At 45.2% G+C, this 24,418-nt stretch carries 17 protein-coding genes; 9 read left to right on the forward strand and 8 right to left on the reverse strand.

Annotated elements, in window-relative coordinates; translation table 11 throughout:
• Window positions 1-290: 290 nt before the first annotated feature.
• Entirely contained in the window at window positions 291-416 is a 126-nt protein-coding gene (locus MiSe_RS51015) for a hypothetical protein (protein ID WP_264196549.1), read from the reverse strand.
• A 391-nt stretch (window positions 417-807) separates the two neighbouring features.
• Between MiSe_RS51015 and MiSe_RS17440 the strand changes: the two genes are divergently transcribed.
• The 3 genes from MiSe_RS17440 (at window position 808) to MiSe_RS17450 (ending at window position 4,303) form a co-directional block, all read left to right on the forward strand.
• Entirely contained in the window at window positions 808-1,080 is a 273-nt protein-coding gene (locus tag MiSe_RS17440; protein ID WP_226582618.1) for a hypothetical protein, read from the forward strand.
• A gap of 557 nt (window positions 1,081-1,637) precedes the next feature.
• Entirely contained in the window at window positions 1,638-3,020 is a 1,383-nt protein-coding gene (locus tag MiSe_RS17445; protein WP_226582621.1) for a carotenoid oxygenase family protein, read from the forward strand.
• A gap of 335 nt (window positions 3,021-3,355) precedes the next feature.
• On the forward strand, window positions 3,356-4,303 hold the full coding sequence (locus MiSe_RS17450; RefSeq protein WP_226582623.1) for a calcium-binding protein: 948 nt from the start codon (window positions 3,356-3,358) through the stop codon (window positions 4,301-4,303).
• Between the two features lie 150 nt (window positions 4,304-4,453).
• Here MiSe_RS17450 and MiSe_RS17455 read toward each other — a convergent pair whose 3' ends face one another.
• Genes MiSe_RS17455 through MiSe_RS17465 form a run of 3 tightly spaced genes read right to left on the reverse strand, consistent with a single transcriptional unit; the run spans window position 4,454 to window position 5,164 of the window.
• Window positions 4,454-4,795 carry a hypothetical protein gene (locus MiSe_RS17455; RefSeq protein WP_226582626.1) on the reverse strand — a complete coding sequence of 114 codons (342 nt, stop codon included), beginning with the start codon at window positions 4,793-4,795 and terminating at the stop codon, window positions 4,454-4,456.
• Window positions 4,796-4,813: 18 nt separating this feature from the next.
• A complete protein-coding gene (locus tag MiSe_RS17460) occupies window positions 4,814-4,987 on the reverse strand; it encodes a hypothetical protein (RefSeq protein ID WP_226582629.1) in 174 nt (57 codons plus the stop codon).
• Window positions 4,988-5,164 carry a hypothetical protein gene (locus MiSe_RS17465; RefSeq protein ID WP_226582632.1) on the reverse strand — a complete coding sequence of 59 codons (177 nt, stop codon included), beginning with the start codon at window positions 5,162-5,164 and terminating at the stop codon, window positions 4,988-4,990. It abuts the gene before it with no gap.
• 239 nt (window positions 5,165-5,403) lie between these two features.
• Here MiSe_RS17465 and MiSe_RS17470 point away from each other — a divergent pair, with 239 nt between their 5' ends.
• Window positions 5,404-7,005, forward strand: a complete 1,602-nt coding sequence (locus MiSe_RS17470; protein WP_226582635.1) for a metallophosphoesterase family protein — start codon at window positions 5,404-5,406, stop codon at window positions 7,003-7,005.
• Window positions 7,006-7,405: 400 nt separating this feature from the next.
• Here MiSe_RS17470 and MiSe_RS17475 read toward each other — a convergent pair whose 3' ends face one another.
• The 4 genes from MiSe_RS17475 to MiSe_RS17490 form a co-directional block, all read right to left on the reverse strand.
• Entirely contained in the window at window positions 7,406-10,093 is a 2,688-nt protein-coding gene (locus MiSe_RS17475) for a response regulator (RefSeq protein WP_226582638.1), read from the reverse strand.
• Between the two features lie 5 nt (window positions 10,094-10,098).
• The gene (locus MiSe_RS17480; protein WP_226582641.1) at window positions 10,099-16,551 is read right to left on the reverse strand and encodes an AAA family ATPase; all 6,453 of its coding nucleotides are present in this window, start codon (window positions 16,549-16,551) and stop codon (window positions 10,099-10,101) included.
• A 130-nt stretch (window positions 16,552-16,681) separates the two neighbouring features.
• Window positions 16,682-16,954 (reverse strand): hypothetical protein, encoded by a 273-nt coding sequence (locus MiSe_RS17485; RefSeq protein ID WP_226582644.1) that lies wholly within the window; start codon window positions 16,952-16,954, stop codon window positions 16,682-16,684.
• Between the two features lie 118 nt (window positions 16,955-17,072).
• Window positions 17,073-17,891 carry a squalene/phytoene synthase family protein gene (locus MiSe_RS17490; protein WP_226582647.1) on the reverse strand — a complete coding sequence of 273 codons (819 nt, stop codon included), beginning with the start codon at window positions 17,889-17,891 and terminating at the stop codon, window positions 17,073-17,075.
• A gap of 559 nt (window positions 17,892-18,450) precedes the next feature.
• Here MiSe_RS17490 and MiSe_RS17495 point away from each other — a divergent pair.
• The 5 genes from MiSe_RS17495 (at window position 18,451) to MiSe_RS17515 (ending at window position 24,397) form a co-directional block, all read left to right on the forward strand.
• Window positions 18,451-19,512 (forward strand): mannose-1-phosphate guanylyltransferase, encoded by a 1,062-nt coding sequence (locus MiSe_RS17495; protein ID WP_226582649.1) that lies wholly within the window; start codon window positions 18,451-18,453, stop codon window positions 19,510-19,512.
• Window positions 19,513-19,523: 11 nt separating this feature from the next.
• On the forward strand, window positions 19,524-19,664 hold the full coding sequence (locus tag MiSe_RS17500; protein WP_226582652.1) for a hypothetical protein: 141 nt from the start codon (window positions 19,524-19,526) through the stop codon (window positions 19,662-19,664).
• Between the two features lie 244 nt (window positions 19,665-19,908).
• Window positions 19,909-20,205 carry a membrane protein insertion efficiency factor YidD gene (yidD, locus tag MiSe_RS17505; protein WP_226582655.1) on the forward strand — a complete coding sequence of 99 codons (297 nt, stop codon included), beginning with the start codon at window positions 19,909-19,911 and terminating at the stop codon, window positions 20,203-20,205.
• A 173-nt stretch (window positions 20,206-20,378) separates the two neighbouring features.
• The gene (locus MiSe_RS17510) at window positions 20,379-22,040 is read left to right on the forward strand and encodes an ABC1 kinase family protein (RefSeq protein WP_226582659.1); all 1,662 of its coding nucleotides are present in this window, start codon (window positions 20,379-20,381) and stop codon (window positions 22,038-22,040) included.
• Between the two features lie 341 nt (window positions 22,041-22,381).
• Window positions 22,382-24,397 carry a response regulator gene (locus MiSe_RS17515; protein WP_226582662.1) on the forward strand — a complete coding sequence of 672 codons (2,016 nt, stop codon included), beginning with the start codon at window positions 22,382-22,384 and terminating at the stop codon, window positions 24,395-24,397.
• Window positions 24,398-24,418: the final 21 nt, after the last annotated feature.

Raw genomic sequence — 24,418 nt, forward strand, 5'->3', positions numbered from 1 at the left:
GTAGGGACACGGCATCATAGATATCTCGGACAAACAGATAACGTTAATCATGCCGTGTCCCAGCTTCTGATTATGGGTAATCGACCGGAAATGATATGATAGGCGTTTTGCAGCACAAAAGAGCGACCTTGTTTGAGCAAATTATGTCATTGCTAACCAAATCGAGAGAGGTGGATTTTACCTGGAGAATGATATCATGTCCGTTGAATTGCCCATAATAAAAAAACCTCACCCCTAGGTTGCGTAGGGACACGGCATCATAGATATCTCGGACAAACAGATAACGTTAATCATGCCGTGTCCCAGCTTCTGATTATGGGTAATCGACCGGAAATGATATGATAGGCGTTTTGCAGCACAAAAGAGCGACTTTGTTTGAGCAAATCGCCTTGACAGATAATAGGAATTCGCTGCATTAAGGTTTTGGTAATTGGTAATTGGTAATTGACAGTTTACTCGTGACAATTACCCATTACCAGAATCCACTCCATCTAAAATCTAAAATCTAAACTCAATAAAGTTTGGTAACGTAACGCCACGGGGATCTTGACAGTTGTCCCCAATCGGGCTATTGTCTCTGTTTAAGGTTGCTCCAGTTCAACGACAGCAACCCTTGTCCACCCAAAATCTAGTATCGCTGCCCAATGCCGTAGCAAGCGGCAAAGGACAGCTTGACCCCCAAACTGTGACGAGCAGTGTGGAGGCTAATGGAGAATTTTAACATTTCTCTGTAGCCACCCTGCTTTGCGCTGCCTGCGGGGTGGCTAGATTTTTTGGTTTCCAATCCAAAAAATAGGAGAAAATATCATGGCAGAAGAGTTTTTGTCAGACTCTACCGGATCTGTGCGTCCAAATTCTGACGCCGGTGAACCCCAACGAGAACGCATCGAGTTTTTGATCGTTGGTACTCGCGAAGGCGTGATGGCAGAAATCCGCAAGTTTTACACAATGGGATTTGCAGAAGTCGATGAATGGAGTCCGGTGACGCCAGTACCCAATTCGGATCAGGTGATGACTATCCTAGTTCGCTACCGGAAACCAGGAACTACCGATTCATCGACTCGGAGTTCGGGACGATAAGATCGGGACTGGCGTAAAGAAACGGGCGATCGCATCCTATCCTATTACCCTCAAACTCCACTTCGCCAAAGCCAAAGTAGTAGGATTTGCGATCGCTCCACAGCCTGGAAAACTCAGCGCGATCGCATTACCTCCAATATCCCGCCACCTGGAAAGGATGGCTCTATGATATCAACACAACCGACCTACCCTGACAAAGTTTATTTTTTGAGTAAAACAACAATGTTGTTGCTTTAAGCTGGAAATTTCGTGCATTAAACAACAATGTTGTTGCTTTAAGCTCGGAAGTTCGTGAGTCAAGCAACAATGTTGTTGCTTTAAGCTCGAAACTTCGTGAGTCAAGCAATAACGTTGTTGCTTTAAGCTCGAAACTTCGTGAGTAAAACAACAACGTTGTTGCTTTAAGCTCGGAAGTTTCAGTTTCCGATGAGAACGTTTTGGTTTAAAACGAGAATTTCTGAGTCTGGGGTAACGACTGACTTGATGTTGAGAGCGAACGCAATTGGTTTAGTTACGCTAGTCTATAGTGCAATTTCTTCATCCACAAAACGATCTTCATGACCGCAGTACTAAGCAATCCCTATCTAGAAGGCAACTTTGCCCCCGTACAATCGGAAATTACCGCAGATGACCTGCAAGTAATTGGCACACTACCCGCCGAACTCAACGGTACGTTCGTGCGTAATGGTCCTAATCCCCAGTTTCCCCCCAAAGGTAGGTATCACTGGTTTGATGGAGATGGTATGTTGCACGGCGTTCAGATTGGTAACGGTAAAGCAACCTATCGCAACCGTTACATCCAAACGCCAGGATGGAAAATCGAACGCGATGCAGGTCATGCTATCTGGACGGGACTCCTAGAACCTGCACAGATGGATAATCCTTATGGTCCTTATAAAAATGTCGCCCATACAGCCTTAGTTTGGCACGATAATCGCTTGCTGGCACTTTGGGAAGGCGGCGAACCTCACAGCATCGAAGTACCCAGTTTAGAAACTGTCGGATCGTACACCTACGGAGGTAATTTAAAATCGCCCTTTACCGCCCATCCTAAAGTCGATCCAGTCACTGGGGAAATGATGTTTTTTGGCTACTCTTTACCACAGCCACCTTACCTGCAATATAGCGTTGTTTCCCCAGAAGGTAAGCTGTTGCAAACGGTGCCGATTGATTTACCAGTCGGGGTGATGATGCACGATTTTGCCATCACCGAAAACTACACGATTTTTATGGATTTACCCCTCACCTTCCGAAGGGAAAGGATGCAACGGGGCGAACCCGCTTTTATGTTTGAAAAAGATACTCCCAGTCGCTTTGGCATCCTGCCGCGTTTGGGAGATAACAGCAGCATCCGCTGGTTTGAAGCACCCGCCTGTTATGTTTTTCATACCTTAAATGCCTATGAAGATGGGGATGAAATTGTCCTGATCGCTTGTCGGATGCAAGGCACTTCCATACTAGGTGCTACCGCAGCAGTCGAAGACAGCACTAGCGATATTCCCTTATTGCATCGGTGGCGGTTCAATCTCAGAACGGGGGCAGTCGTGGAAGCATCTTTAGATGACATTCCTGGGGAATTTCCCCGCGTAAACGAGCAATATTTGGGTCGGACGACGCGATACGGCTATACAGGAAGGATGGCAAAAAGTTCGATGCCATTGTTTGATGGTTTAATTAAGTACGACTTTGTTAAAGGTAACTCCCAAACTCATGAATTTGGGCGGGGACGTTACGGGGGTGAAGCTGTATTTGCACCGCGAAAAGGAGCGACAGATGAAGATGATGGTTGGTTGATAACCTTTGTTTACGATGAGGAGAAAGAATCTTCCCAATTAGTAGTAGTTAGTGGCAAAGATATTGCTGCTGAACCCGTCGCCAGAATTAAGATGCCTCAACGAGTGCCTTACGGGTTCCACGGTACTTGGATTGATGGGGTATAGATGTAGATGTAGGGTGCGTTAGGCGCTAGCCGTAACGCACCTAGATCTAGTATCTAGGCGATCAAAGCTTTTTGCCTCAAAAATACTGATGCTAGCGATCGCACCTTCTCCTAGGGCGATCGCATGGTTCAACCCTACGTATATTCATTCAGTCTGCCAACAAATCTCAGTACATTTATGCAAATATTCCTCAAGCGATCGCAAATTTCACGCTTTAGCTGAGAGATCTCTGTTAAATTTATTCCTAATGCTAAGAAATGATCAAGTTTAAGTAAAATTTCTCATCAGATTTCAGCAATGCCTGTAGCAGCAACGTCTACACTACAGGCTATTTCTTGAGCAGTGCCACTTTCGGTAGTACGACCCTGACTGCTAGAGGCGATGACATCTTCGTCACCAAACTCAATAGCGATGGTAGCGTCGCCTGGGCGAAAAGTTGCGGCAGCAGTAATAACGACTACGGCTATAGCATCGCCACCAACAATAGCGGCAACGTCTACACTACAGGCTGTTTCAATGGCAGTGCCACTTTCGGTAGTACGACCCTGACTTCCCATGAAGGCAGCATCTTCGTCACCAAACAGGGAACGGCTACACTCCCCGTCATCATCACCCCAGGCACCAACCCCAACGAAAGTGGCCCCACCAACGGCAGCTTCACCATCAGCTTAAATAACGGAAGGGACTTGTTGTTTGGCGGGACGGACAACGATCTGCTTTTCGGCAATCAAGGTAACGATACTCTCGTCGGCGATGACGGTAAAGATACGCTACGCGGCGGTCAAAATGATGACATCGCGTTTGGGGATGCGGCGGATGATGTGCTGTATGGCGATCAGGGGAACGATAGTTTGTGCGGTGGCGATGGCAACGATACGATGTCCGGCGGTAACGGCAGCATCCCCATCGTCGATAATGGCGAACCAGATTGGCTGTGCGGCGGCAAAGCGCATGACTTGTTATTCGGCAACGAAGGGCGAGACAATCTCAACGGCGATGAAGGCGACGATACCCTATACGGCGGTAAAGATCATGACATCATTACCGGCGGTACTGGAAATGATTGGTTGTTCGGGGATCTCGGTCAAGATCAGTTGCGAGGCGGGGAAGGACGGGACTTCTTTGCTTTGGCAAGGGGTCAAGGTGCAGATGTAATTCTCGATTTTACCGATGGCAACGGTAGTGCTTTGATTGGGGTAAAAAATAGCAGCGAAATTCTGGCAGTTTTATCGGGAGTTCAGGTTAGTTTGCTGGGACAGCAGGATTTTGTTTGGTTTGTTTAAGATGGCGATCGCTGGGGTATCATATCGAATCCGGTTGTATCTGAATCATTCGTAGGGGCACGGCAACCGAAGAACTTTGCGCTGGCGACAAAGCTTACTGATGCCGTGCCCCTACGGTTTCGTTTCTCAACCTCACCTACAACTGTTATGCTAGCTGGGGGGCGATAGAAACGTAGCTGGTGTTGCATAGGGCAAGTGTAATGCGGCTGTATGTCCTAGTTTTTTATCCTCAGAAAAGTAAGGCTCCTGGATGGGTTTGCTAACGAAGTTGCGGACTTCCATGTTAAAAAAAGCGCCGTCGTGGAAAATTATATTAATGCTCTTAACTTTAACGTCGGTTCGGAGTCTTTGAATGTGAGCCGCAAATGAAGGCCATAAATCGGCGCAATCTTCAGGTAAAGGTGCGAGTCGAGAGTGAAGATTGCCACAGATGCAAACTACTTTATTATTTGGAAAAAGCTGATGCCATTGTGCGAGCAAGTTCTCAGCCATACCCAAATCGCGCTCGCTTCAATTCATCACCTCAGTCGAGCTAGATATATCAAAGCAAATTATCTGCCAGCCAGCCATAATTGCATTCTGGGCAAAGCTGAGAACTTGTTGATTGCCCCTACCATCTAAAGAGGGATGAGTAAAGAAGTCTGGGATATCGTTGGTTTCTCCAGTTGCCCAACGGTGCAGCATTTATTGTTGCGAAATGCTGATTTCAAGAACAATCGCGCGATAGTTCAACCGATAAAAATCATCCAGAAGTGATGCGATCGCCAGGGTAAATTCTTGGGTTCCATGTATGTCGCCGAAGCGCAAGATGTCGCTTTCTTCAGCTAGGGACAGGATGCTGTTGATTGTGTCTGAATTCATTTAGAAATGCTCGTGTTTATGCAGTTAAATTTAGGTGCGTTAGGTACTGGCATACAACCTCACAAGTTGGGTTTCGGACCAGGGGCCCAACCTAAAACTATAACGGCTGCGATCTACAACCTCCAAGTTATAACTTTTGCCAACAACCCCGACACAAAGGCAGATGCAGAATCCCTGGTACAAATAGGTACAATCGACATTGCAAGGAAAGATCCGCAGTGTGAAGGGAAACCGCGAGTATGGAATTTGTGTCCGATCCGCCAATCGATGTTAAAATCCGCAAAATGAAGGAGCGAGTGCGCTGGCAAGAACCGAGTTTGGTCAAACGGGGTATCGATCAAACCCGTATGGTAATACAAGATGGCGCGGCGGACGATCCAGAATTTTCCTTTTTAGTTATAGGCGATAGTGGGTCCGGCGCCCACGGGGGAGATAACCCCCAGCGACGAGTTGCCCAACTGATGTTGCAACACGGCGGGGGTTGCCGTTTTGTCCTCCACACGGGGGATGTGATTTATCTAGTGGGTTCTAGCGAGTATTACCTGCAAAATTTTATTCAGCCTTACCAGGAGTTTTTGGTCGGTGGGGAAGAACCGAAACTGATTGATAGCGATCGCATGATCTTCAAGTTACCCTTTCTCCCCGTCCCCGGCAATCACGATTATTACGATTTGCCCATCTTGTATGGTGTCCTAGCACAAGCAACTTGGCCTTTGCGCCGCCTGTTGCGCTCTACAATCGATTTGGATGTTGGTTGGCACGGTTCGTTTCAAGGCAGAGCCTATTCTAAGGCATTTCTTGATTACCTGCTGGCGTTCAATAATGAAGGGGAATTAAGCCGTCATTTAGATAGTCATTACACGGCTAGTACCGACACGGGACGCTGTCTAGTTTATCAACCCGGACGCTTTACTCGGCTACCTAACCGCTATTACACGTTTCGTTATGGCGGCATCGATTTTTTTGCCCTCGACTCGAATACGTTTAACGCACCCGCACCCCTACCCAATACTAAAGAAGGGGAACGCTACCGCCGCGAGTTAAACCAACTCAAAGATGACTTGGAACGGGAAAAATTGGAAATCCTCGAAGCATCTGCCCAGCTTAATCCCGACTCCCCCGAAGATGCCGAACAACTCGACGATTTGCGCGCGAAATTAGAGCAAATTGATGAAGTTACGATTGATATTGAGAAACAATTGGTAGCCGATGACCAAACTACCACGGATTTTGAACAATTGGAATGGTTGCGGCGAAGGCTAATCGAATCTTGGCATACAAAAGAAGTGCGCGGGCGCGTGGTTTATTTTCACCATCCCCCCTACGTAACTGAAGCAACAAAGTGGCATCAAGCACAAACCCTAGCGGTGCGTCATCGCATTCGTTGGGTGTTGGATGGAGTAGCGAAAGAGGTGGGAAATCTTGCCCAAGATCGTCCAATTGTAGATTTATTATTGAGCGGTCACGCCCACTGTTTGGAATATCTTCGCACCGGGAATACCGGATATGCCGATTCTCATTTAAACTGGATTGTTTGCGGGGGTAGCGGTCACAGTTTGCGCCGTCAGCGGACAGAAGGGCCTCAATTGATGGAAACTTTTAGAGAAGGGGAGGAACAGCGCAGTCTTAAAGTAGCGGATTCTTTACTTTTTGTCGGACGCAGCGGTCAAGGATTGCAAAAGCGACGCCCTTATTCTTGTTTGCGAATAGACATGTTTGACGGGTGTCCGCCTAAGTTTGTTGTCCGACCTTTGATTGCCGAATTATCTCAAAGAAAGTGGAGCGCTCGCCAACTCGATCCCTTTACTATTTTAAATACCTCCCCCAACCCCATCCGCTGATATCATGTCCGCTGGCGAAAGGTAGCGTTAGGTTTAGGGTGAGCAGGTGGGCAGGTGGGAGGGAAAAAAACAGCTTTTCGCACAATCGACTATATACAACCGATACCTAAGGACATGATATTATGGTGCGATTATGGTGCCGTACTCTGCGGGCTAACGCACCCTACACATACTTGCAATCTGCTCAGTAATTATTGACTGTTTCTTTTTTATTTAGCCATTAGCGATTAGCTATTAGCAGTTACACAACCGTTGCTATTGGACATGATATTATGGTGCCGTACTCTGCGCGAAGAGATCGCCCTACATATACAGGACTTAAGCACTAAGAGGCCAGAAACCGCGTGTAGGGGCAATTAGCAATTAGCAATTAGCAATTACCAATTACCAATTGACTCACTCATACGACTGCTTGAGTCGCTGCTTGAGTTAGCTCGAAGATAATGTCAAGGCGAAAGTTATCTACTAAATCGATTAAAGCTAGCTTTAAAGCTTCCTGGGATTTGGGGATTTGATCGATTAGTGCGAGAATCATTTCATCTTGACAGGTTTGGGCGGCTTCGTTGAGCTGAGCGAGCCATTCTTTTGGCATGACAGTTAAAGCTTCAGGGGTGAGTTGATCAATGCTTTCTCCCCCTGGGGAAGTTGGTTGCGCTTGCGCTTGATAAGTATATAACACCCCCAAATGAGCGGCAATTTTTTCAAACAATAGGTTTTCTTGGAACGGTTTACTAATAAAATCATCACAGCCTGCTTTTAGAATAGCTTCTCGCTGCGCCTCAAACACGCTGGCGGTTAAGGCAATAATCACAGTTTCCTTGCCGTTTGGTGCTTGCTTAATCAATTTTGTTGCCTCAAAACCATCCATCACCGGCATCCGGATATCCATCAAAATTAGATGGGGTTGCCAACTCTTCCATACGTCAACTGCTGCTTGACCGTTAACAGCTTCTGCTACTTGAAAGCCTACTGATGTCAATAATTTTATCAGCAAAAGCCGATTGGTTAAATTATCTTCTACGACCAGAATGCGATATTTTCTTTGGTTTGGTGCTAATTCAATTATCCGTCCGATTGGTTGTTCAATCTTAATGTCAGTCGATTCAGCCAGCTGCACCGGAATATCAAATTTAAAAGTAGAACCTTTACCCAGTTGACTGTCCACTGTGAGTCCTCCCCCCATCAGTTGGACGAATTTGCGACTGATGGGTAAACCTAAACCAGTGCCTTCGTTATATCTTCGATTGCTTGTGCTTTGGATAAAGGGGAGGAACAAAATTTCTATTTCTTCTGGGTGAATACCGGGGCCTGTGTCTGCTATTTCAAAGAATAATTGATAATCGGTTATGGGTAATTGTTTCTGTTGCACCAACTCGGCTTTGATTCGCAATGTCACTTTACCCGATTCGGTAAATTTAATGGCATTATCTAGCAAATTAATTAAAACTTGACGTAATTTTGCCTCGTCGGTTTGCACGTATTGAGGAAGTTCTTCGCAGCATTCAATTAGGAGTTGCAAGCCTTTGGATGAGGCGCGGATGCAGAACATTTCTTCCATACTCGCAAGCAGGCGATGCAGGTCGAAGCTGGTTTCGATGAATTTAATTTTGCCCGCTTCGATTTTGGACATATCTAAAATATCGTTGATTAATCCCAGCAAATGTTCGCCAGAATTCATAATAATATTGAGATATTCCCGGTCTTGGGTGGATAGGGAAGAATTGCGCTGCATCACTTGGGCAAAGCCTAAAATGGCATTGAGCGGCGTTCTCAATTCGTGGCTCATATTTGCCAGGAATTCGCTTTTGGCGTGATTGGCAACTTCGGCGGCTTCTTTGGCTAGTTGGAGTGCTTCTTCTACCTGTTTGCGATCGCTTATATCTATCGCCGTGCCAAATAACTTGACAACTTCTCCCTCTTCGTTTACAATACCTTCTCCCCTTGTTCCCAAGTAGCGGATTTCACCGGAGGGAAGAAAAAACCGAAAATCGATGTCGTAGGGAATGCCCGATGCGATCGCTCGTTGTACGTGCCATTCAAACATCTCTCGGTCATCGGGATAAATTTTTTCTAAAAGTTCGGCGTAAGTTGGCTCATATCCGCTGGGATCTAAACCAAAAATGCGGAAAAGTTCCTCCGACCAAGTAAACTTTTGGGTAACAAAGTTATATTCCCAATTACCCATATGGGCAATTCTTTGAGCAGCTGCCAAATTCGCTTCGGAAGTGCGGAGTTTTTCTTCGGCAATTTTGCGCTCGGTAATATCTTCAGAAATCCCCAACAAATACTGCGGTTTTCCAGTTGCGTCCCTGATTCCTATTTTTTTTGTATGCAGGATTCTGATCCCTTTATTTTTAGTTTGCAGCGGTTCTTCTGGAATATCTAAAACTTCTCCACTCGCCAACACTTCCCGGTCTTTAGCGACGAAAAAATCAGCTTCTTCGGGTGGGAAAAAATCATAATCATTTTTACCAATTAACTCTTCGCGAGAATAACCCAATAGCTCTTCACCAGCTTTGTTAAAGCTGACAAACCTCAAATGATCTGCATCTTTAACAAAAATCATGTTCGGGATATTTTCCACGATCGAGTCAACGAAAGCTCTCGCCGATTGCATCTCGGCATCAACTCGCTGGCGCTCTTCAATTTCAGCTTGCAGCCGGATATTTTGCTCGGCTAATTGTCTCGCCAAGCGACTAATTCGCAGTTGAGTTTCGACCCGCGCTATCACCTCATCAGCTTGAAACGGTTTAGTAATATAGTCTACGCCGCCAGTTGCAAAAGCTTTCACCTTATCAAAGACTTCGTGCAAAGCGCTGACAAAGATAACGGGGACATCTTTGGTTTTTGATGAAGCTTTTAGCTTGGCGCAAACTTCATAGCCATCCATTTCTGGCATCAAAATATCCAGCAAAATTAAGTCGGGTGGCGTTGATTGAGCCGACTGAATTGCTAGTTTGCCGCTGGGGGCTGGGCGCACTTTATAACCGGCAGAAGATAAAAGCTCGCTCAATAGATTCAAATTGGCGGTGACATCATCCACCACTAAAATATTGCCTTTAAATGAAGTGAGTTTATCCTGACTCATATTTGTTATGTTTCCGGGTTGATTAAAGCTAAGATCTGCTCAAACTCAAAGTTCTTAGCCAAAGCAGCTAAAGCATCGGCGAGGGATCGATCGTGCTTTTGGATGCGATCGATATAGGTCTGTATTATCTCCACATCTAGATCGATTATGGCTTGGCGAAAGTCAGCAATCAAATCGGCAGGCAACGCAGCGATCGCAGATCTACTCAAGATATCTGATGAGGTTGCAGTTGAGCCAATTGGGGCAGCAGGTTGATCGTAAAGGTATTGCACCCCGATATGTTTGTGTAGGGCATCCAAAATCTCTGTCGTTAGGAACGGTTTGCGGATAAAATCATCGCAACCCGCAGCCAGGATCGCGGCTCGCTCTTCTTCTAAGCTACTAGCAGTCAAGGCAACGATCGCCGTCTCCTGACCTTTGGCGGTGGCTTTAATTCGTTTAGTCGCCTCCATACCATCCATAATCGGCATCCGCATATCCATAAAGATTAACTGCGGCTCAAAAGCTTGCCAAATTTCCATCGCCTCAACGCCGTTGCTAGCTTGTTGCAGTTCAAAACCAAAGCGGGAAAGCATCAATAACAGCAGTTGGCGGTTATCCCGGTTATCATCCACGATCAGGATGCGATATTCTCCTTGGTTGGGTGCTAATCCGATCGCGCGGCGGATGGATGGCAAGCTTTCCATCGAGGCGGGAGCAATGGCTATTGCCTCAATCTCGAACTTAAAAATACTCCCCTTCCCCACTTGCGAGCTAACCGTCATTTCACCCCCCATCATCTCTACAAATTTGCGGCTAATTGTCAACCCCAAACCCGTCCCTTCCTGAGATTCTTTGCCTGCTTTCGTTTGTACAAACGCTTCAAATAATGTTTCTAATTCCTCTGGCGCAATCCCGCAACCAGTATCTTCAACTTCAAAGCGCAATCGGTAATTGGTAATGGGTAATTGGTAATTGGTACTGTTTTCCTTGTCTTCCCCCCTGGTAGGGGGGATTAAGGGGGATGACTCATTCGGTATTACCAACCCTACCCGCACCGATACACCGCCTGATGAGGTAAACTTAATCGCGTTAGAAAGCAGGTTAATCAAGACTTGGCGCAACTTTACCTCATCGGTGCGGATGTGTTGGGGAACGTCTAGAGTTTTATTAAACACCAACTGCAATTCTTTTTCCTGAGCCTTGAGCTGGAACATATTTTCCAAGTCTAATAACAGGCGGTGCAAGTCGAAGTTCACTTCGTTAAGCGTTGTACGTCCGGCTTCAATTTTGGCTAAATCTAACACTTGATTGATCAGAGCGAGCAAGTGTTCCCCACTGCGAGTAATGATGCCGAGGTTATCTTGGTGTTCTGGGGTGATGTTGCCATCGCAACTGATCAACTGGGCAAAACCGAGAATGGCGTTGAGCGGACTACGCAATTCGTGGCTCATATTCGCCAAAAAAGTACTTTTAGCTTCGCTTGCTGCCAAAGCCGCTTTCTCCGCTCGTTTTCGCTCCTCAATTTCCCGCTGTAATTCCAAAGTCCGCTCTTGCACCTGCTGCTGTAAAATTCGATTGTAATCTGCTAATAGTTTCTCTGCCTGTTTGCGTTCGGTGATGTCAGCAAAGGCATTGATCGAATATATAATATTTCCTTTTTCATCGAAAACTGGTGTAGATATCACCTCCAAGGGTATAATCTTTCCATCGCCATGAAACTCCATATTATCAATCCTTACAGTTTCACCCTTGAGAGCCAGCATTGCTGGCATTTGTTCGGTGGGGTATATTTGATCGGTTCCGGCAATATAGAGTTGATAAGTTAACCCTAATTCTTCCGGTGCAGCTTCAGGTCTAGCACCTTGACCGAGTATCTGCTGTCCCGTCTGATTCATGTAAGAGATTTGACCATTGGGAGAAAATACAGCTATCCCAACGGGTACAGCTTCTAAAAATTGCATCAACTTGCTCTCGCTTTGGCGCAACTGGGCATAAAGTTTAGCATTTTGAATTGAAATAGCCGCTTGGGAAGATAGCAGATTCAACACTTCTAGTCGCTGGGGCGTAAATGCCCCAGTCGTCAGATTGTTTTCTAAATAAAGAATACCCACCAACTGGCCTTGATTTAACAGCGGCGTACATAAAATAGATTTAGGTTGCTGTTTGACTATGTAGGGGTCTTCCGCAAAATCATCTATCTTCGCCGCATCATCTAAAACCAGGCTCTTTTGGGTGCGGATTACATAGTTAACTATTGCAGTAGAAAGTATCGCGTCCCCCATCGGGATCGATTGTAAAACCTGGAATTGCTCGGATTCAATCGTTCCCGATGCCTCAATCGTCCATTGTGGGTTCTCGTTCCCAGATTCTCCCCGCTGTTGCAGAATCAAATAACCTGTTTGCGCTCCCGCATTTTCCATCGCAATTTTCATCATCTTGCCTAACAAGTTCCCCAGGACAATTTCACCCGAAAGCGCTTGGGAAGCTTTGAGGACGCTGTTCAAATCTAAAGCACTCGATGCAGTCGTGCTACTGTTTGAAGTCGTTGTAGCAATCTGGGTACTGCTTAGCGACTTTTGAGCCAAAAACTGTGGATAGCGTTCCTCTAAATCTTTTACCTTACTCGTTGCTTGCCAGCGAACGTATCCATAGCGAGCTTCAGTCATATAAGTTTGGGCAATCTTCTCCATTCCCCGCGCCAAATAAAATTCTGCCGCTAACTCATAAGCTAATGCCTCTTCGTGAAGATATCCGTTTTCTTTAGCGCCTTGAATCGCGCGTTCGTAAAGTGACGCTGCTGACCAATTTTCCCCTAAAACTCTGGCCTTTTCTGCTGCTACTAAATCATATTTATGCTGAAAATTCATCGGGGCATGTTCCGCCCATTTTTTCAGTTTTTCCTGGTTAGCATCTACTTTTTGGAGCTCTTCTATTTTCTCGTTGCTTGAGGCATTGGGATAATGGGAAAGGAGAGCCAGAGAAGAGTAGAAAGGCATTTGGGTAATCGGCAACAACCCGGACAAACCAGCTTGGTATTTTTCGGCTTCAGATGCGAGCGCCACAGCTTGAGCAGCATCTTTAAAAAAATAACTGAGGATAGTTTTTAACAGATAAAAAGTATAGATCAAACTAATTGTATTATTCTCTACCATCCTGGTCAGTTTTTTTTCAGTTACACCCAGGTTGTTATCTGGTTTTTTCTTGATAAAATCACCAACAAATTCATTCCATAGCTGGTTGACATGCAGAGGCAAATCCTGTTTGAGATTTTGCATAAAGCTACAAGATTGCCTGTTTTGATTATCAACATATTCCAAAGGTTCTCCTACCAATGAAAGGTTGATGCAATAGTTAAGTGAAGCATAACAAGCAAATTCTATGTCTCCAGTTTCTAAACAGATTTGAACGGTTTCGCGCAAAGGTTCTAATGATTTTCTGGCAGCCTCTTTCCAGTGGATAATGAAAGAGTTAAATTTGTTATAAACGCGACATTTTATTTCTTTGGCATCAAATTTATCTAATATCCTTAAAGAAAGTTTGCCAAATTGATAACCCAACTCGATATCTTCGAGTACCCCACATAAAAGTAAGCCATACAAAGCATAAGCGTAAGCAGCCAGGGGCGAATTGCCATATTTGATACATAGATCGACCATTGTGAATGAAATTTGTAGCAACAGTGCTGGATTGGTAGAATAAGCAGGAGCGAATAGCATCATTAAGATCCGCATAGCTTCCTGCTTATAGGGATCGGTCATCTCTGGCAGGTTGTAGAGTTCCTCCACCGACAGGGTTTGAGGTTGCGACAAGCACAGGGACACTCCTAGAATTTCTAGCACTTCTAACCCTGTTTCTATAGCAGTTTGCAATTGGTTTTGAGCGCTATAAAACAGGATTCGCGTTCCATAAACTTTGACTTTGTCTAGTACCGTTTTTGCTTGCTTCAGCACAACATTGGATAGAGTTTCGGCTTGGTTGTAATTGGTATTTAAGTACTCGGCTTCAACGGCTTCAACATAGAGATTTAGCGTCAATTCATACTCGGTTTCCCAGCTATTTTCTGCCATTTCCCGCCCCAAATTCAAATACCTGACGGCTGAATCATAAGCGGTTGCTGCTTTGGCTTTTTTCCCCGCTATCAAGTTCAATCTGGCTATTTCATTTCGTTCCGATCGATTGGTTACAAGTTCAATGCCAAGATTGAGATGATCGACAATATTAAATATCTCTTCTGATAGCCGTTCGGTTGAGCTATTCTGCCATAGCAATCGACCGATTTGTAATTGCATTGCTTTTTTATCCGCTTCGGCAATTAAAGCATAAGCAGCTTGTTGGATTCGGTCATGCCCAAATTTGTAGCTTTGAATTAAAAGTTGATCGTCCAGTTCTGACGTCGGCAATATTACCCCTAATTGAACGGCATATAGAATAATTTTATCGATGGAGTTTAAAGATTTTTTACTAATTATTGACAGGGTATTTAAGTCAAATGTTTCTCCTATACAAGCGGCAATACGTAACAATTTTTGAGTAGAAACAGGCAGTTTTTTCAATTTGCTTATCATCAATTCCACTACATTATCCGTGAACCCCATCGCCTCAATCCGCTCTAAATCCCACTTCCATCTTTCCTGAGAAACATTTGGGTTAAAGGCCATCAGGTTTTCGGCATAAATAGCTTTTAAAAATTCATTAATAAAAAAAGGATTGCCCCCCGTTTTTCGCCAAACTAATTTGGCCAAAGGTTTAACATTTTTAACGGAACTATGCAGCGTCTCGGCAATTAGCTGGCTGACGCAATCGAGTGGTAAAGAAGCTAAGGTAATTTGATTGATAATTGCGCCTCTTTTGCGTAAATCATCAAGCGTTATCATCAAGGGATGGGTGGAGTTAACTTCGTTATCCCGATATGCCCCAATCGTAAACAAATATGGGGTCTTTGCCTCGGTCATTATTAGTTGAATTAATTTAAGCGTGGCGAGGTCTGCCCACTGTAAATCATCGAGAAAGATAACTAATGGATGTTCGGGAGCGCAAAATACCCCAATAAATTTTTGCCACACCAAATTAAAGCGATTTTGCGCTTCTGTTGGCCCCAATTCGGGTAAGGTGGGTTGTTTTCCCACAATCAATTCTACTTCGGGAATCACATCAATAATTATCTGACCATTAGCACCTAAAGCCGATAATATTTTGCCTCGCCATTGGTTTAACTGCTCTTGACTTTCGGTTAACAGTTGCCGCACCAATCCAGCAAAGGCATTAACAACAGCAGAATAGGGTATATTCCGCTTAAATTGGTCGAACTTTCCGGAAATGAAATAGCCTTTTTGTTTAGTTATAGGTTTATAAAGTTCGGCGACAAGTGCTGATTTTCCAATCCCAGAATAACCCGCTACTAGCATCATTTCGTTTCGCAAATAGGGAGGAGACGAAGTTTTTTCGACCGATTCTCCTGCGACTCTTTCAAAGGCAGCTAGTAAAGTTGCAACTTCTTTCTCCCTCCCATAAAGTTTTTGGGTAATTTGAAATTTATCTGAAATATCTTGAGAACCTATCGGGAATTCTTCAATAATACCCGTGGTTTCTAACTGTCTGAGACATTCTGCTAAATCGGCGCGGATTCCCCAAGCAGTTTGATATCGTTCCTCAGCAGTTTTCGCCATCAGTTTCATGACAATATCTGAAACTGGTTTAGGCACATCCTGCTCTTTTAAAATATGGGGAGGAACTGGCTGTTTGGCGATGTGACAATGCACCAATTCCAGCACATCTGTGGTAGTAAAAGGTAGTTTTCCTGCGAGCAGTTCGTAGAAGGTAACCCCAAGGGAGTAAAAGTCGGTGCGGTAATCTAGAAAACGGTTCATCCTTCCCGTTTGTTCCGGGGACATATAGGCTAAAGTGCCTTCTAAAACATTAGGATGAGACAAGCTGGGATTAGTGCGGGTTAATCGAGTGGCAATGCCAAAGTCGATAATTTTAACTTCCCCAGTTTTTGGGTTTAAAACTATATTACCTGGGTTAATATCTTTGTGAATAATATTAGCCGCGTGAATCAGACCCAAAATGTCGGTAATTTTGATGGCGAGCCGCAAGAATTCGGCTAAGCGCGATCCTGCCAACCCCCCTTGTTCTCCTGCCAGAAAACAAAATTCCAGCCGCTTTTCCCCCGACTCGTAGTCGGGACTAGGGGGGGGTGGTAAGGGGGGAGAGGCGATCAATTTCTGTAAAGATTCTCCGCCAAAATCTTCCAGGATAATGACTAGAGTTCTTTGGTACTCTTGTAAGTCGTAAGCCTTGATAACTCCTGGTATATTGAAGGAGCGAGTGATTTCATATTCCTGCTTGTAGCGCACCAGTTCGGCTGGGGTGGGATAGTCTTGTTTGAGAACCTTCAGAATTACAGCGGTGTTATCGGGTTTTTTTATAGCTCGATAGACATAGGAATTAGCGCTTTCGTAAATTTTGTCTCGCATGACAACGTTTGCTAAAGAAATCATAAATTTAGTTTTCGGAAGTGATTTTTAAAAAAAAGGCAGAATCGATTGGGGTTAGGCGTATTATTTATATGTAACACTTTTAGTGGAAGGCAGGTTAGCACAAGACTTACCAGGAGCGCGCCAGGAAAGAAAACCTGGAGAAGAACCCGCGAATTGAACCTATTTGAGTCAAACCTAAAATTGGCCGCAAATTTACCGTTTCGCCTGCTGCATATTTTTGGCTCTGGGAAATCGGGGCATAGGTTACTGTAAAGCCAGATTTGCCGGGTGAAGCGAGTTGTTTGGCTGAAGCATTATATTTTTCAAGTTGATTGAATGCGATCGCCCATCCGGATCCCCAGGAAATCGCAATTAAACCAACAGCCCAGCTAGGGGGCATAGGATAGCTTTCCCAGGACTGACGCGCCACGATCCTAGAAACCGGGTTTGTTGGCGTAAGTCCTGTTTCCCTTGTCTCCTCTGCCCACCTGGTCCCCTGCTTTGGCGTCGCTACGAGCTTACTTCCCGGCACTCACCTGGGCGAGTAAAGCCATCACCGCACTGCGACTGAGTTTCTCTTCACCGTGTGCCAGGGCGTCGAGGGTAGCGTAAGCCAAAGTCAGGGGAATTTTGCAAAAATCTAAAGCCGGACCGAGGGGCAAAGCTTGGGTGTAGGCGTCGGCAAGAAAGAGGTTGCGGCGGGCGTAGGCGTACATCTGGTCTTTATTCCAGCCATCGGGAAAGAAGTCTACACCCCTGGATCGATCTTCCATGTGGTTGCGTAGAATGTTAACCGCTTGCAAGCCTCTACCAAAGCCGATGGCGTGGGTGCGGTTGGTTTGCGTTCCATCGTACCAAGCCCACAAGTCAGACAATAACAATCCCACCGCACCCGCTACCCCAAACGTGTAACGATCTAGATCGGCTTCGGTGTGAATTTTCCAGTTGGTTTCAGACCAATAAGCCATCCGATCTGCCATTGCAGCGGTGGCATCCCAAATCCGAGGAGCAATGGTTGCGGGGGCAAGGACTGCCCATTCTCCTATCCTCCAAGTGACTTCCGGTAGCGGACTTGGGTGGTTCTTCAAAGCAGGGGATAAGTCTTCCAGACTGCTGCGATCGACGGCTGCTTGCAATTTCAGACTAATTGTTCGCAACAGCTTTGCTTTGACGGAGTTATCTAGCAGTGGATGATCCTCAATTTCATCAATCGCACGCATACACAGGTAAGCCGATGCTACGGCTTCTTGCAGTCCCTGGGGCAAACCACTGATGGGGATGTAAAAAGTTCGACTGGTTTGTTTGAGAATCTCCAAGGCATCTTGACGCAATTCCATTTGCTCGCTCCTCACATTCTTTATGGAGTTTAGACTAAGGCTTGTGCCACAGGCACTGCTGTTGTGCCACCTCATGATAGCGATCGCAACCATTAGACACCCCCGCTTGCGGGTGAAACCACAGGGCGACCCTGCCAAATTTTGGCTGTTGTACGCACCACCCTATCTAACCATGTCGTGTTCTTTACCATGAGTGAAACTTATCAGATTTAGAGTTGGGTGAAGTAAGATACAATACGCCACTACGTAAATTCCGCAAGGCGGTTCGCTTAAGCATCTGCTGGCACGTGACTCTTCCCTTAATACAGAGGATTGCAGCCATAAAAGGTACGGTATACCGTTCGTTTGTATAGCGGCTGCCATTTTTGCTGCGCGCTTGACAAACAAAGCGATTTCGCTTTCCCTCACTCGCTGGCAATCTGCTGTAAACCGACCTTTATAGTTGATTTGATCGGATAATAGGGGCAACGCTGACGCCCCAAAAGTCCCGGAAATTCATGGGTAGGCTGGGAAGCTTAGTGGGAATACTGAAAATATTAGATACCGCGATAGGTTACCGATGAGTACATCCTTAATCCCTGTTATCCTTGCTGGTGGTAAAGGCGAACGCTTCTGGCCTCTCAGCCGCAAGCACCGACCCAAACAGTTTTTAAGTTTAGACGGCAGTGGCAACAGTCTCTTGCAATCAACCGCCCAAAGGTTGCTAGAACTCGCTCTTGGTTGGGAAAAACTGTGGGTGGTGACGAGTGGTCAGTTAGCCGATGGCGTCGCTTCCCAACTGCCCCACCTGCCACCGGAAAACTTGTTGGTAGAACCTGAAGGGCGCGACACCGCCCCCGCAGTTGCTTGGGCGGCTTTGGAAACGCAGAAACGCTATGGAGAAGACGCCGTAGTCGGTTTTTTCCCCGCGGATCACTGGATCGCAGACCAAGAAACCTATCAAAACACCCTATTAGCCGCCGCAACACTTGCAGTTAAAGAAGATGCAATTGTTACCTTGGGAATTAAGCCGGACTACCCATCAACGGGTTATGGCTATATCGAACAAGGCGAACAAATTGGCACGTTTGGGGATTTTCCTGCTTACCGCGTCAACCGCTTTACCGAAAAGCCCGATCGTCAAACCGCAGAAGGGTTTCTGGCGACGAATCGCTTCTCCTGGAATAGCGGTATGTTTATTTTTCGCACTGGGGTAGTTTTAAAAGAACTATACGCCCACGCAGCAGAAATCATCGCTCCTTTGGCAGAATCTGGCGTCGATGCGTATCCAAAGTTACCCAAGAAAAGTATCGATTATGCCTTGATGGAAAAAACCCAACTGGCACACGTCATCCCCGCGTCGTTTGGCTGGGACGATTTAGGAGATTGGAACGCGATCGAACGCCTGCTGAAAGGGGATAAGCCAAATGTAGAATTAGCCAATCATGTAGGATTGGATACATCAGGGGCAATTCTCTACTCCAGCGATGACACTGAAGTCATCGTGACGATTGGATTGGAAGATATCGTGATTGTGCGCGATCGCAACGCCACCCTCATCGTCAAAAAAGACCGCACCCAAGAAATTAAACAGGTACTCAAACTCCTGCAAGACAATCCAAAATTCTCAGATTTGTTATGAGGTAATGGGGAATGGGTAATAGCCCATTCCCCGAGCAACACGGTAGGGAACAGCAGAAAAACTTTGATTTTGCGACAAAACTTACCTTAGCCGTGCCCCTACTCAATCTGAAATTTGCCATCTGCAATCTAAAAGAAACCGGGTTTCTCTGAAAAATCGTGGATGGGGAAATGAGAGAGCGACAAAGAAACCGGGTTTCTCTGAAAAATCGTGGAAAAGGAAATGAGAGAGCGACAAAGAAACTTTGGTGATGGCCTCGGGTGATGGCAAGGTCGTGTTTCCTCAATCTGCAATCGGCAATCTAAAATCTAAAATAGTATTAAACTCTAGGTAGATGCACTGAAACTGCTTGAGCCGCTAAAACTTAAAGGTCGCTTGTCGAGTCAGTGGATTCCCATGCAAACAAGCACCTTTGATACACAAGCCAGAACAGTGGCACTAAACGCAATTAGTGCCTATCAGCAGCACATCTCGCCCATCAAGGGCTTTTGTTGCCCCCATAGACTGTTACACGGTGACGAATCTTGCTCGGAATATGTCAAGCGCATGTTCGCAGAGCAAAATTTGTTATCGGCGGTGCAATCCTCGGTTCAACGTTTCAGAGATTGCACCGCCGCCAGCCTTACCCTAAAAGCCGCACAAACAACCGCCGGTTTCAGATGCATTATAATTCCTTGTTGTTTACCTATTTAGCTAATCGCGAATGGCTAATTGCTAATGGTCAATAATGCCCACCAATTAGCCATTAGCCATTAGCAATTAGCCATTAGCCATTAGCAATTAGCCATTAGCCATTAGCCATTAGCCATTAGCCATTAGCAATTAGCCATTAGCCATTAGCAATTAGCCATTAGCCATTAGCCATTATGTTTTTAACCCAAAGCGTTTCGCGCCAAAAAGATATTATCGAAGTTGTCTTACGCAACGGCTGGGACTACATGCGACGGCTGCTGACAGGCGCAAAAGCCGATGAACCCCAATTACCCCCGCCTGCGGTTCTACGCAAAATCTTGATCGAATTAGGCCCCGTTTATGTCAAATTGGGGCAGTTGTTGAGTACTCGCCCCGACCTTTTGCCAGGGGAATATATTGAAGAATTATCCACGCTTCAAGATGATGTGCCGCCGGTTCCCTGGTCAGAAATTGACGTAGTGATTCGGCAGCAACTCAAACAACCTTTGGAAGAAACTTTTGCCACTATTAATTTACAACCCGTTGCGGCGGGGTCGATTGCCCAAACTCATCGCGCTACATTAGCTGATGGTCGAGAAGTCGCGCTTAAAGTGCAGCGTCCAGGAATTGATGCGATTGTTGCCCGCGATATTTCTCTGATTAAAGGGGTAGCAGATTTAGTCGCGCTAACTGAGTTTGGGCAAGACTACGATATTAGGTCTTTAGCAGAAGAATTCAGCAACGCTCTAGAGGCAGAATTAGACTTTAGCAGAGAAGCTGGTTTTACTGACCAATTGCGGCGCAATTTATCCTCTAGTCGCTGGTTCGATACCTCTCAAATCGTCGTGCCAGAAATTTTTTGGGATTTGACAACGGAAAAATTACTCGTAATGGAATGGATGGATGGAGTACCGTTGTTATCAGCCCCTGTTATATACGAGGAAAATAACGGCAATGGTAAGGGTGTAATCTTAACGCCCGAAAGGCGACAGGAAATTACAACCCTATTATTCCGCGCCTTTTTTCAACAGTTATATATTGATGGTTTCTTTCACGCCGACCCCCATCCGGGCAATTTATTTTATCTCAAAGATGGTCGCGTAGCGCTGCTAGATTGCGGCATGGTCGGTCGCCTCGACCCGCGCACCCAGCGTATTTTGACCGAGATGATATTAGCAATTGTGGATTTAGATGCTCAGCGGTGCGCTCAGTTAACGTTGCAACTCGCCGAATTTACTAAGTCTACCAGCGTGTCTCAGTTAGAGAATGACTACGATCGCATGTTGAGGAAGTACTACAATATCAATCTGGCTCAATTTAATTTCAGTCAGGCATTTTACGAGGTGCTGCAAGTCGCCCGCAATAATAAAATTCGCTTACCTGGAAATTTGGGATTGTATGCCAAAACTCTGGCGAATTTAGAGGGAGTGGCGCGCTCGTTTTACCCGGAAATCAACCTTTTGGATGAAGTTAAACCGTTGATTACAGATTTGTTTCGACGGCAATTAATTGGCAACGACCCGGTGCAAGCGCTGTTGAGAACGGCGCTTGATATTAAAAGTCTTTCCTTACAATCTCCCCGCCAGATTGAATTGCTTTTAGACCGGGTTACGTCGGAAACTTTAAAGTGGAATTTAACCCTAAAAGACCTGGATCTTGTACGCCGCACCGTCGATGTTGCGGCGAATCGACTTTCTTTTAGTATCGTGGTGGGTTCGCTGATTATTGGGGCAGCAATTATCTCGACACAAACCAGTCAGCTATCTATTTTAAGCAATGCTTTATTTGGGGTCGCGAGTTTTTTAGGGTTGTGGTTAATTATTAGTATTCTGCGTTCTGGGCGTCTCAGGTCTTAACCTCAGAACCCCGGTTTTTTCAAAAAACCGGGGTTCTTACCCATTGTAAGAATAAAGCTTTTATGGTATGTTTAGCCGATTCGCTGGATAAGATTTATTAATTTTTATTAAAGAGTTTATTTCTGCACAAGAAATGCACATTTAGGATCTACCTTTAAAGATTAACCCATCTCCCGACTGAAGTTGGAGGGATGCAAGGGGGCTGTTGGCATATTAAAGTGAAAATAAATGTTTTATGTCAAAAAATAACTATTATGCTTTTCCAAGTCTCAGTTTAGCTTCTATAGAGAAAGATATATTGCCATCGCCCAATCCACCCATGCCCCCAAATGAAGTATAAGATGAAACCTTTCCACCCTGAAGACTGCTTAATTTTAATCGTTGACGATGTGAGTCAAAATCTGCAAGTGATGGGCAAGATGCTTACGCAGGCAGGGTACGAAACTACCTTTGCCACTAGCGGAGAGCAAGCTTTAGAGCGGGTTAAGACTGCCCACCCCGACCTGATTTTACTCGACTTGATGATGCCAGGGATGAACGGGCTAGCAGTTTGCAAAAAGTTAAAAACCGACCCAGATTTTTACCAGATTCCGATTATTTTTCTGACGGCAAGCAACGAAATAGACAATTTGCTGGAAGCTTTTAAAACAGGCGCGGCAGACTACATCACTAAACCGTTTCGTCCGGAAGAAGTTCTGATCAGAATTGAAACTCAACTGACTAACCAAAGGTTGAAAAAACAAATAGAAGAGCAAAATCAACAACTCCAAGCAGAAATTAAGGCGCACCGCCGCACGGAAGAAAAATTGCAAGAGGCAAAAGAAGCAGCGGAAGCAGCTAACCGCTTTAAAAGTGCATTTTTGGCTAATATGAGTCACGAATTGCGGACTCCCCTTAACGCGATTTTTGGCTTTACCCAACTGATGCAGAACGGTTCTAACCTGACATCGGAACAACAAAAAAATTTGAATATTATCCGTAGGAGTGGAGAACACTTACTCAATTTAATCAACGACATTTTAAATTTATCCAAAATTGAAGCGGGACGGATAACGGTTAACAATACTGACTTCAATTTGTCAAATATGCTGTGGGAAATAGAAGAGATGTTCCGACTCAGAGCTATTGAAAAAGGGTTGGATTTAGATTTTGTGATGTCTCCCAATCTTCCCCAGTTGATTGTGAGCGATCGCTTAAAACTCCGTCAAGTCTTAATTAACTTAATCGGCAATGCAATTAAGTTTACTAAATCGGGAAGTGTCATCCTACGAGCATCAGTAGTCAGTAGCAAAGAATCATTGACAATTGACCAAGAAGACACGGGGACGTGGAGACAAGGAGACGCGGAGAGTCTTCAAATTCAAACATCACCGCTCTCCCTTGTCACCGCGTCACCCCCTCCTCTTCAAAGCAGACAACTGACGCTTCAATTTGAAGTTTCCGATACAGGCGTGGGAATTTATCCGGAAGAAATCAATAAAATTTTCCAACCATTTGTGCAAAGCAAAGCGGGGATTGACGCTGCGGAAGGAACGGGTTTAGGATTAACAATTAGCCAGAGATACATCGAACTTTTAGGCGGCAATCTGACTGTAAATTCTCAAGTAAATGTGGGAACAACTTTTAAATTCCAAATCCCCGTCACCCCAATTGAAACCGTAAACAATGAATGTAAATTGCCGCTTAATCGCGTTATTGCCCTCGCACCCAACCAACGCCGTTACCGAATTTTAGTCGTAGACGATAAATTGAGTAACCGCGAACTATTGCTCCAAATGCTTTCCCAAGTGGGGTTTGAGGTTCGAGTCGCAGAAAATGGTCGAGAAGCGATTGAAATTTGGGAAAAATTTGAGCCGCATTTGATTTTTATGGATATGCTGATGCCGGTGATGAATGGCTACGAAACCACCAAAGAAATTAAAGCAACTTTAAAAGGTCAAGCCACAGTTATTATCGCCATAACTGCTAGTGTATTTGAGGAACAAAAACCAGATATATTGTCGGCTGGTTGCGATGATATCATCCACAAACCTTTTGTAGATTGGGTAATATTTGACAAAATAATACAATATTTAGGGGTGCGTTTTCTTTACGAACAAAGCGGAACGGATAAATCCACCGGGGGTGACTCCACTCTAAATTTATCGGCTATGCAAAACCTACCAGACTCATGGCTGACCGAGTTAGAAACATCGGCTTTAGCTTTGGACGATCAAAGGATCTATCGGGTGATTGCCCAAATTGAGAACCAAGAAACCGAGTTAGCAAAGGTGCTGATAAGTTATACAGAAAACTTTCAATATGACAAAATATTGGAAGCGATCGCTAAAATTAAACCCGTCCAAACTCAAGAATAAAAGTCATTATAGCATTTTTAT

Source organism: Microseira wollei NIES-4236 (assembly GCF_020521235.1).
Classification (GTDB): Bacteria; Cyanobacteriota; Cyanobacteriia; order Cyanobacteriales; family Aerosakkonemataceae; genus Microseira; species Microseira wollei.

Coding starts and splice junctions, on each gene's coding strand:
- MiSe_RS17495 (WP_226582649.1), top strand. CDS start 18,451: ATGAGTACATCCTTAATCCCTGTTATCCTTGCTGGTGGTAAAGGCGAA.
- yidD (WP_226582655.1), top strand. CDS start 19,909: ATGCAAACAAGCACCTTTGATACACAAGCCAGAACAGTGGCACTAAAC.
- MiSe_RS17490 (WP_226582647.1), bottom strand. CDS start 17,891: ATGGAATTGCGTCAAGATGCCTTGGAGATTCTCAAACAAACCAGTCGA.
- MiSe_RS17465 (WP_226582632.1), bottom strand. CDS start 5,164: ATGAATTCAGACACAATCAACAGCATCCTGTCCCTAGCTGAAGAAAGC.
- MiSe_RS51015 (WP_264196549.1), bottom strand. CDS start 416: ATGCAGCGAATTCCTATTATCTGTCAAGGCGATTTGCTCAAACAAAGT.
- MiSe_RS17510 (WP_226582659.1), top strand. CDS start 20,379: ATGTTTTTAACCCAAAGCGTTTCGCGCCAAAAAGATATTATCGAAGTT.
- MiSe_RS17440 (WP_226582618.1), top strand. CDS start 808: ATGGCAGAAGAGTTTTTGTCAGACTCTACCGGATCTGTGCGTCCAAAT.
- MiSe_RS17485 (WP_226582644.1), bottom strand. CDS start 16,954: ATGCCCCCTAGCTGGGCTGTTGGTTTAATTGCGATTTCCTGGGGATCC.
- MiSe_RS17475 (WP_226582638.1), bottom strand. CDS start 10,093: ATGAGTCAGGATAAACTCACTTCATTTAAAGGCAATATTTTAGTGGTG.
- MiSe_RS17460 (WP_226582629.1), bottom strand. CDS start 4,987: ATGCTGCACCGTTGGGCAACTGGAGAAACCAACGATATCCCAGACTTC.
- MiSe_RS17470 (WP_226582635.1), top strand. CDS start 5,404: ATGGAATTTGTGTCCGATCCGCCAATCGATGTTAAAATCCGCAAAATG.
- MiSe_RS17515 (WP_226582662.1), top strand. CDS start 22,382: ATGAAACCTTTCCACCCTGAAGACTGCTTAATTTTAATCGTTGACGAT.
- MiSe_RS17455 (WP_226582626.1), bottom strand. CDS start 4,795: ATGGCTGAGAACTTGCTCGCACAATGGCATCAGCTTTTTCCAAATAAT.
- MiSe_RS17500 (WP_226582652.1), top strand. CDS start 19,524: ATGGGTAATAGCCCATTCCCCGAGCAACACGGTAGGGAACAGCAGAAA.
- MiSe_RS17480 (WP_226582641.1), bottom strand. CDS start 16,551: ATGCGAGACAAAATTTACGAAAGCGCTAATTCCTATGTCTATCGAGCT.
- MiSe_RS17445 (WP_226582621.1), top strand. CDS start 1,638: ATGACCGCAGTACTAAGCAATCCCTATCTAGAAGGCAACTTTGCCCCC.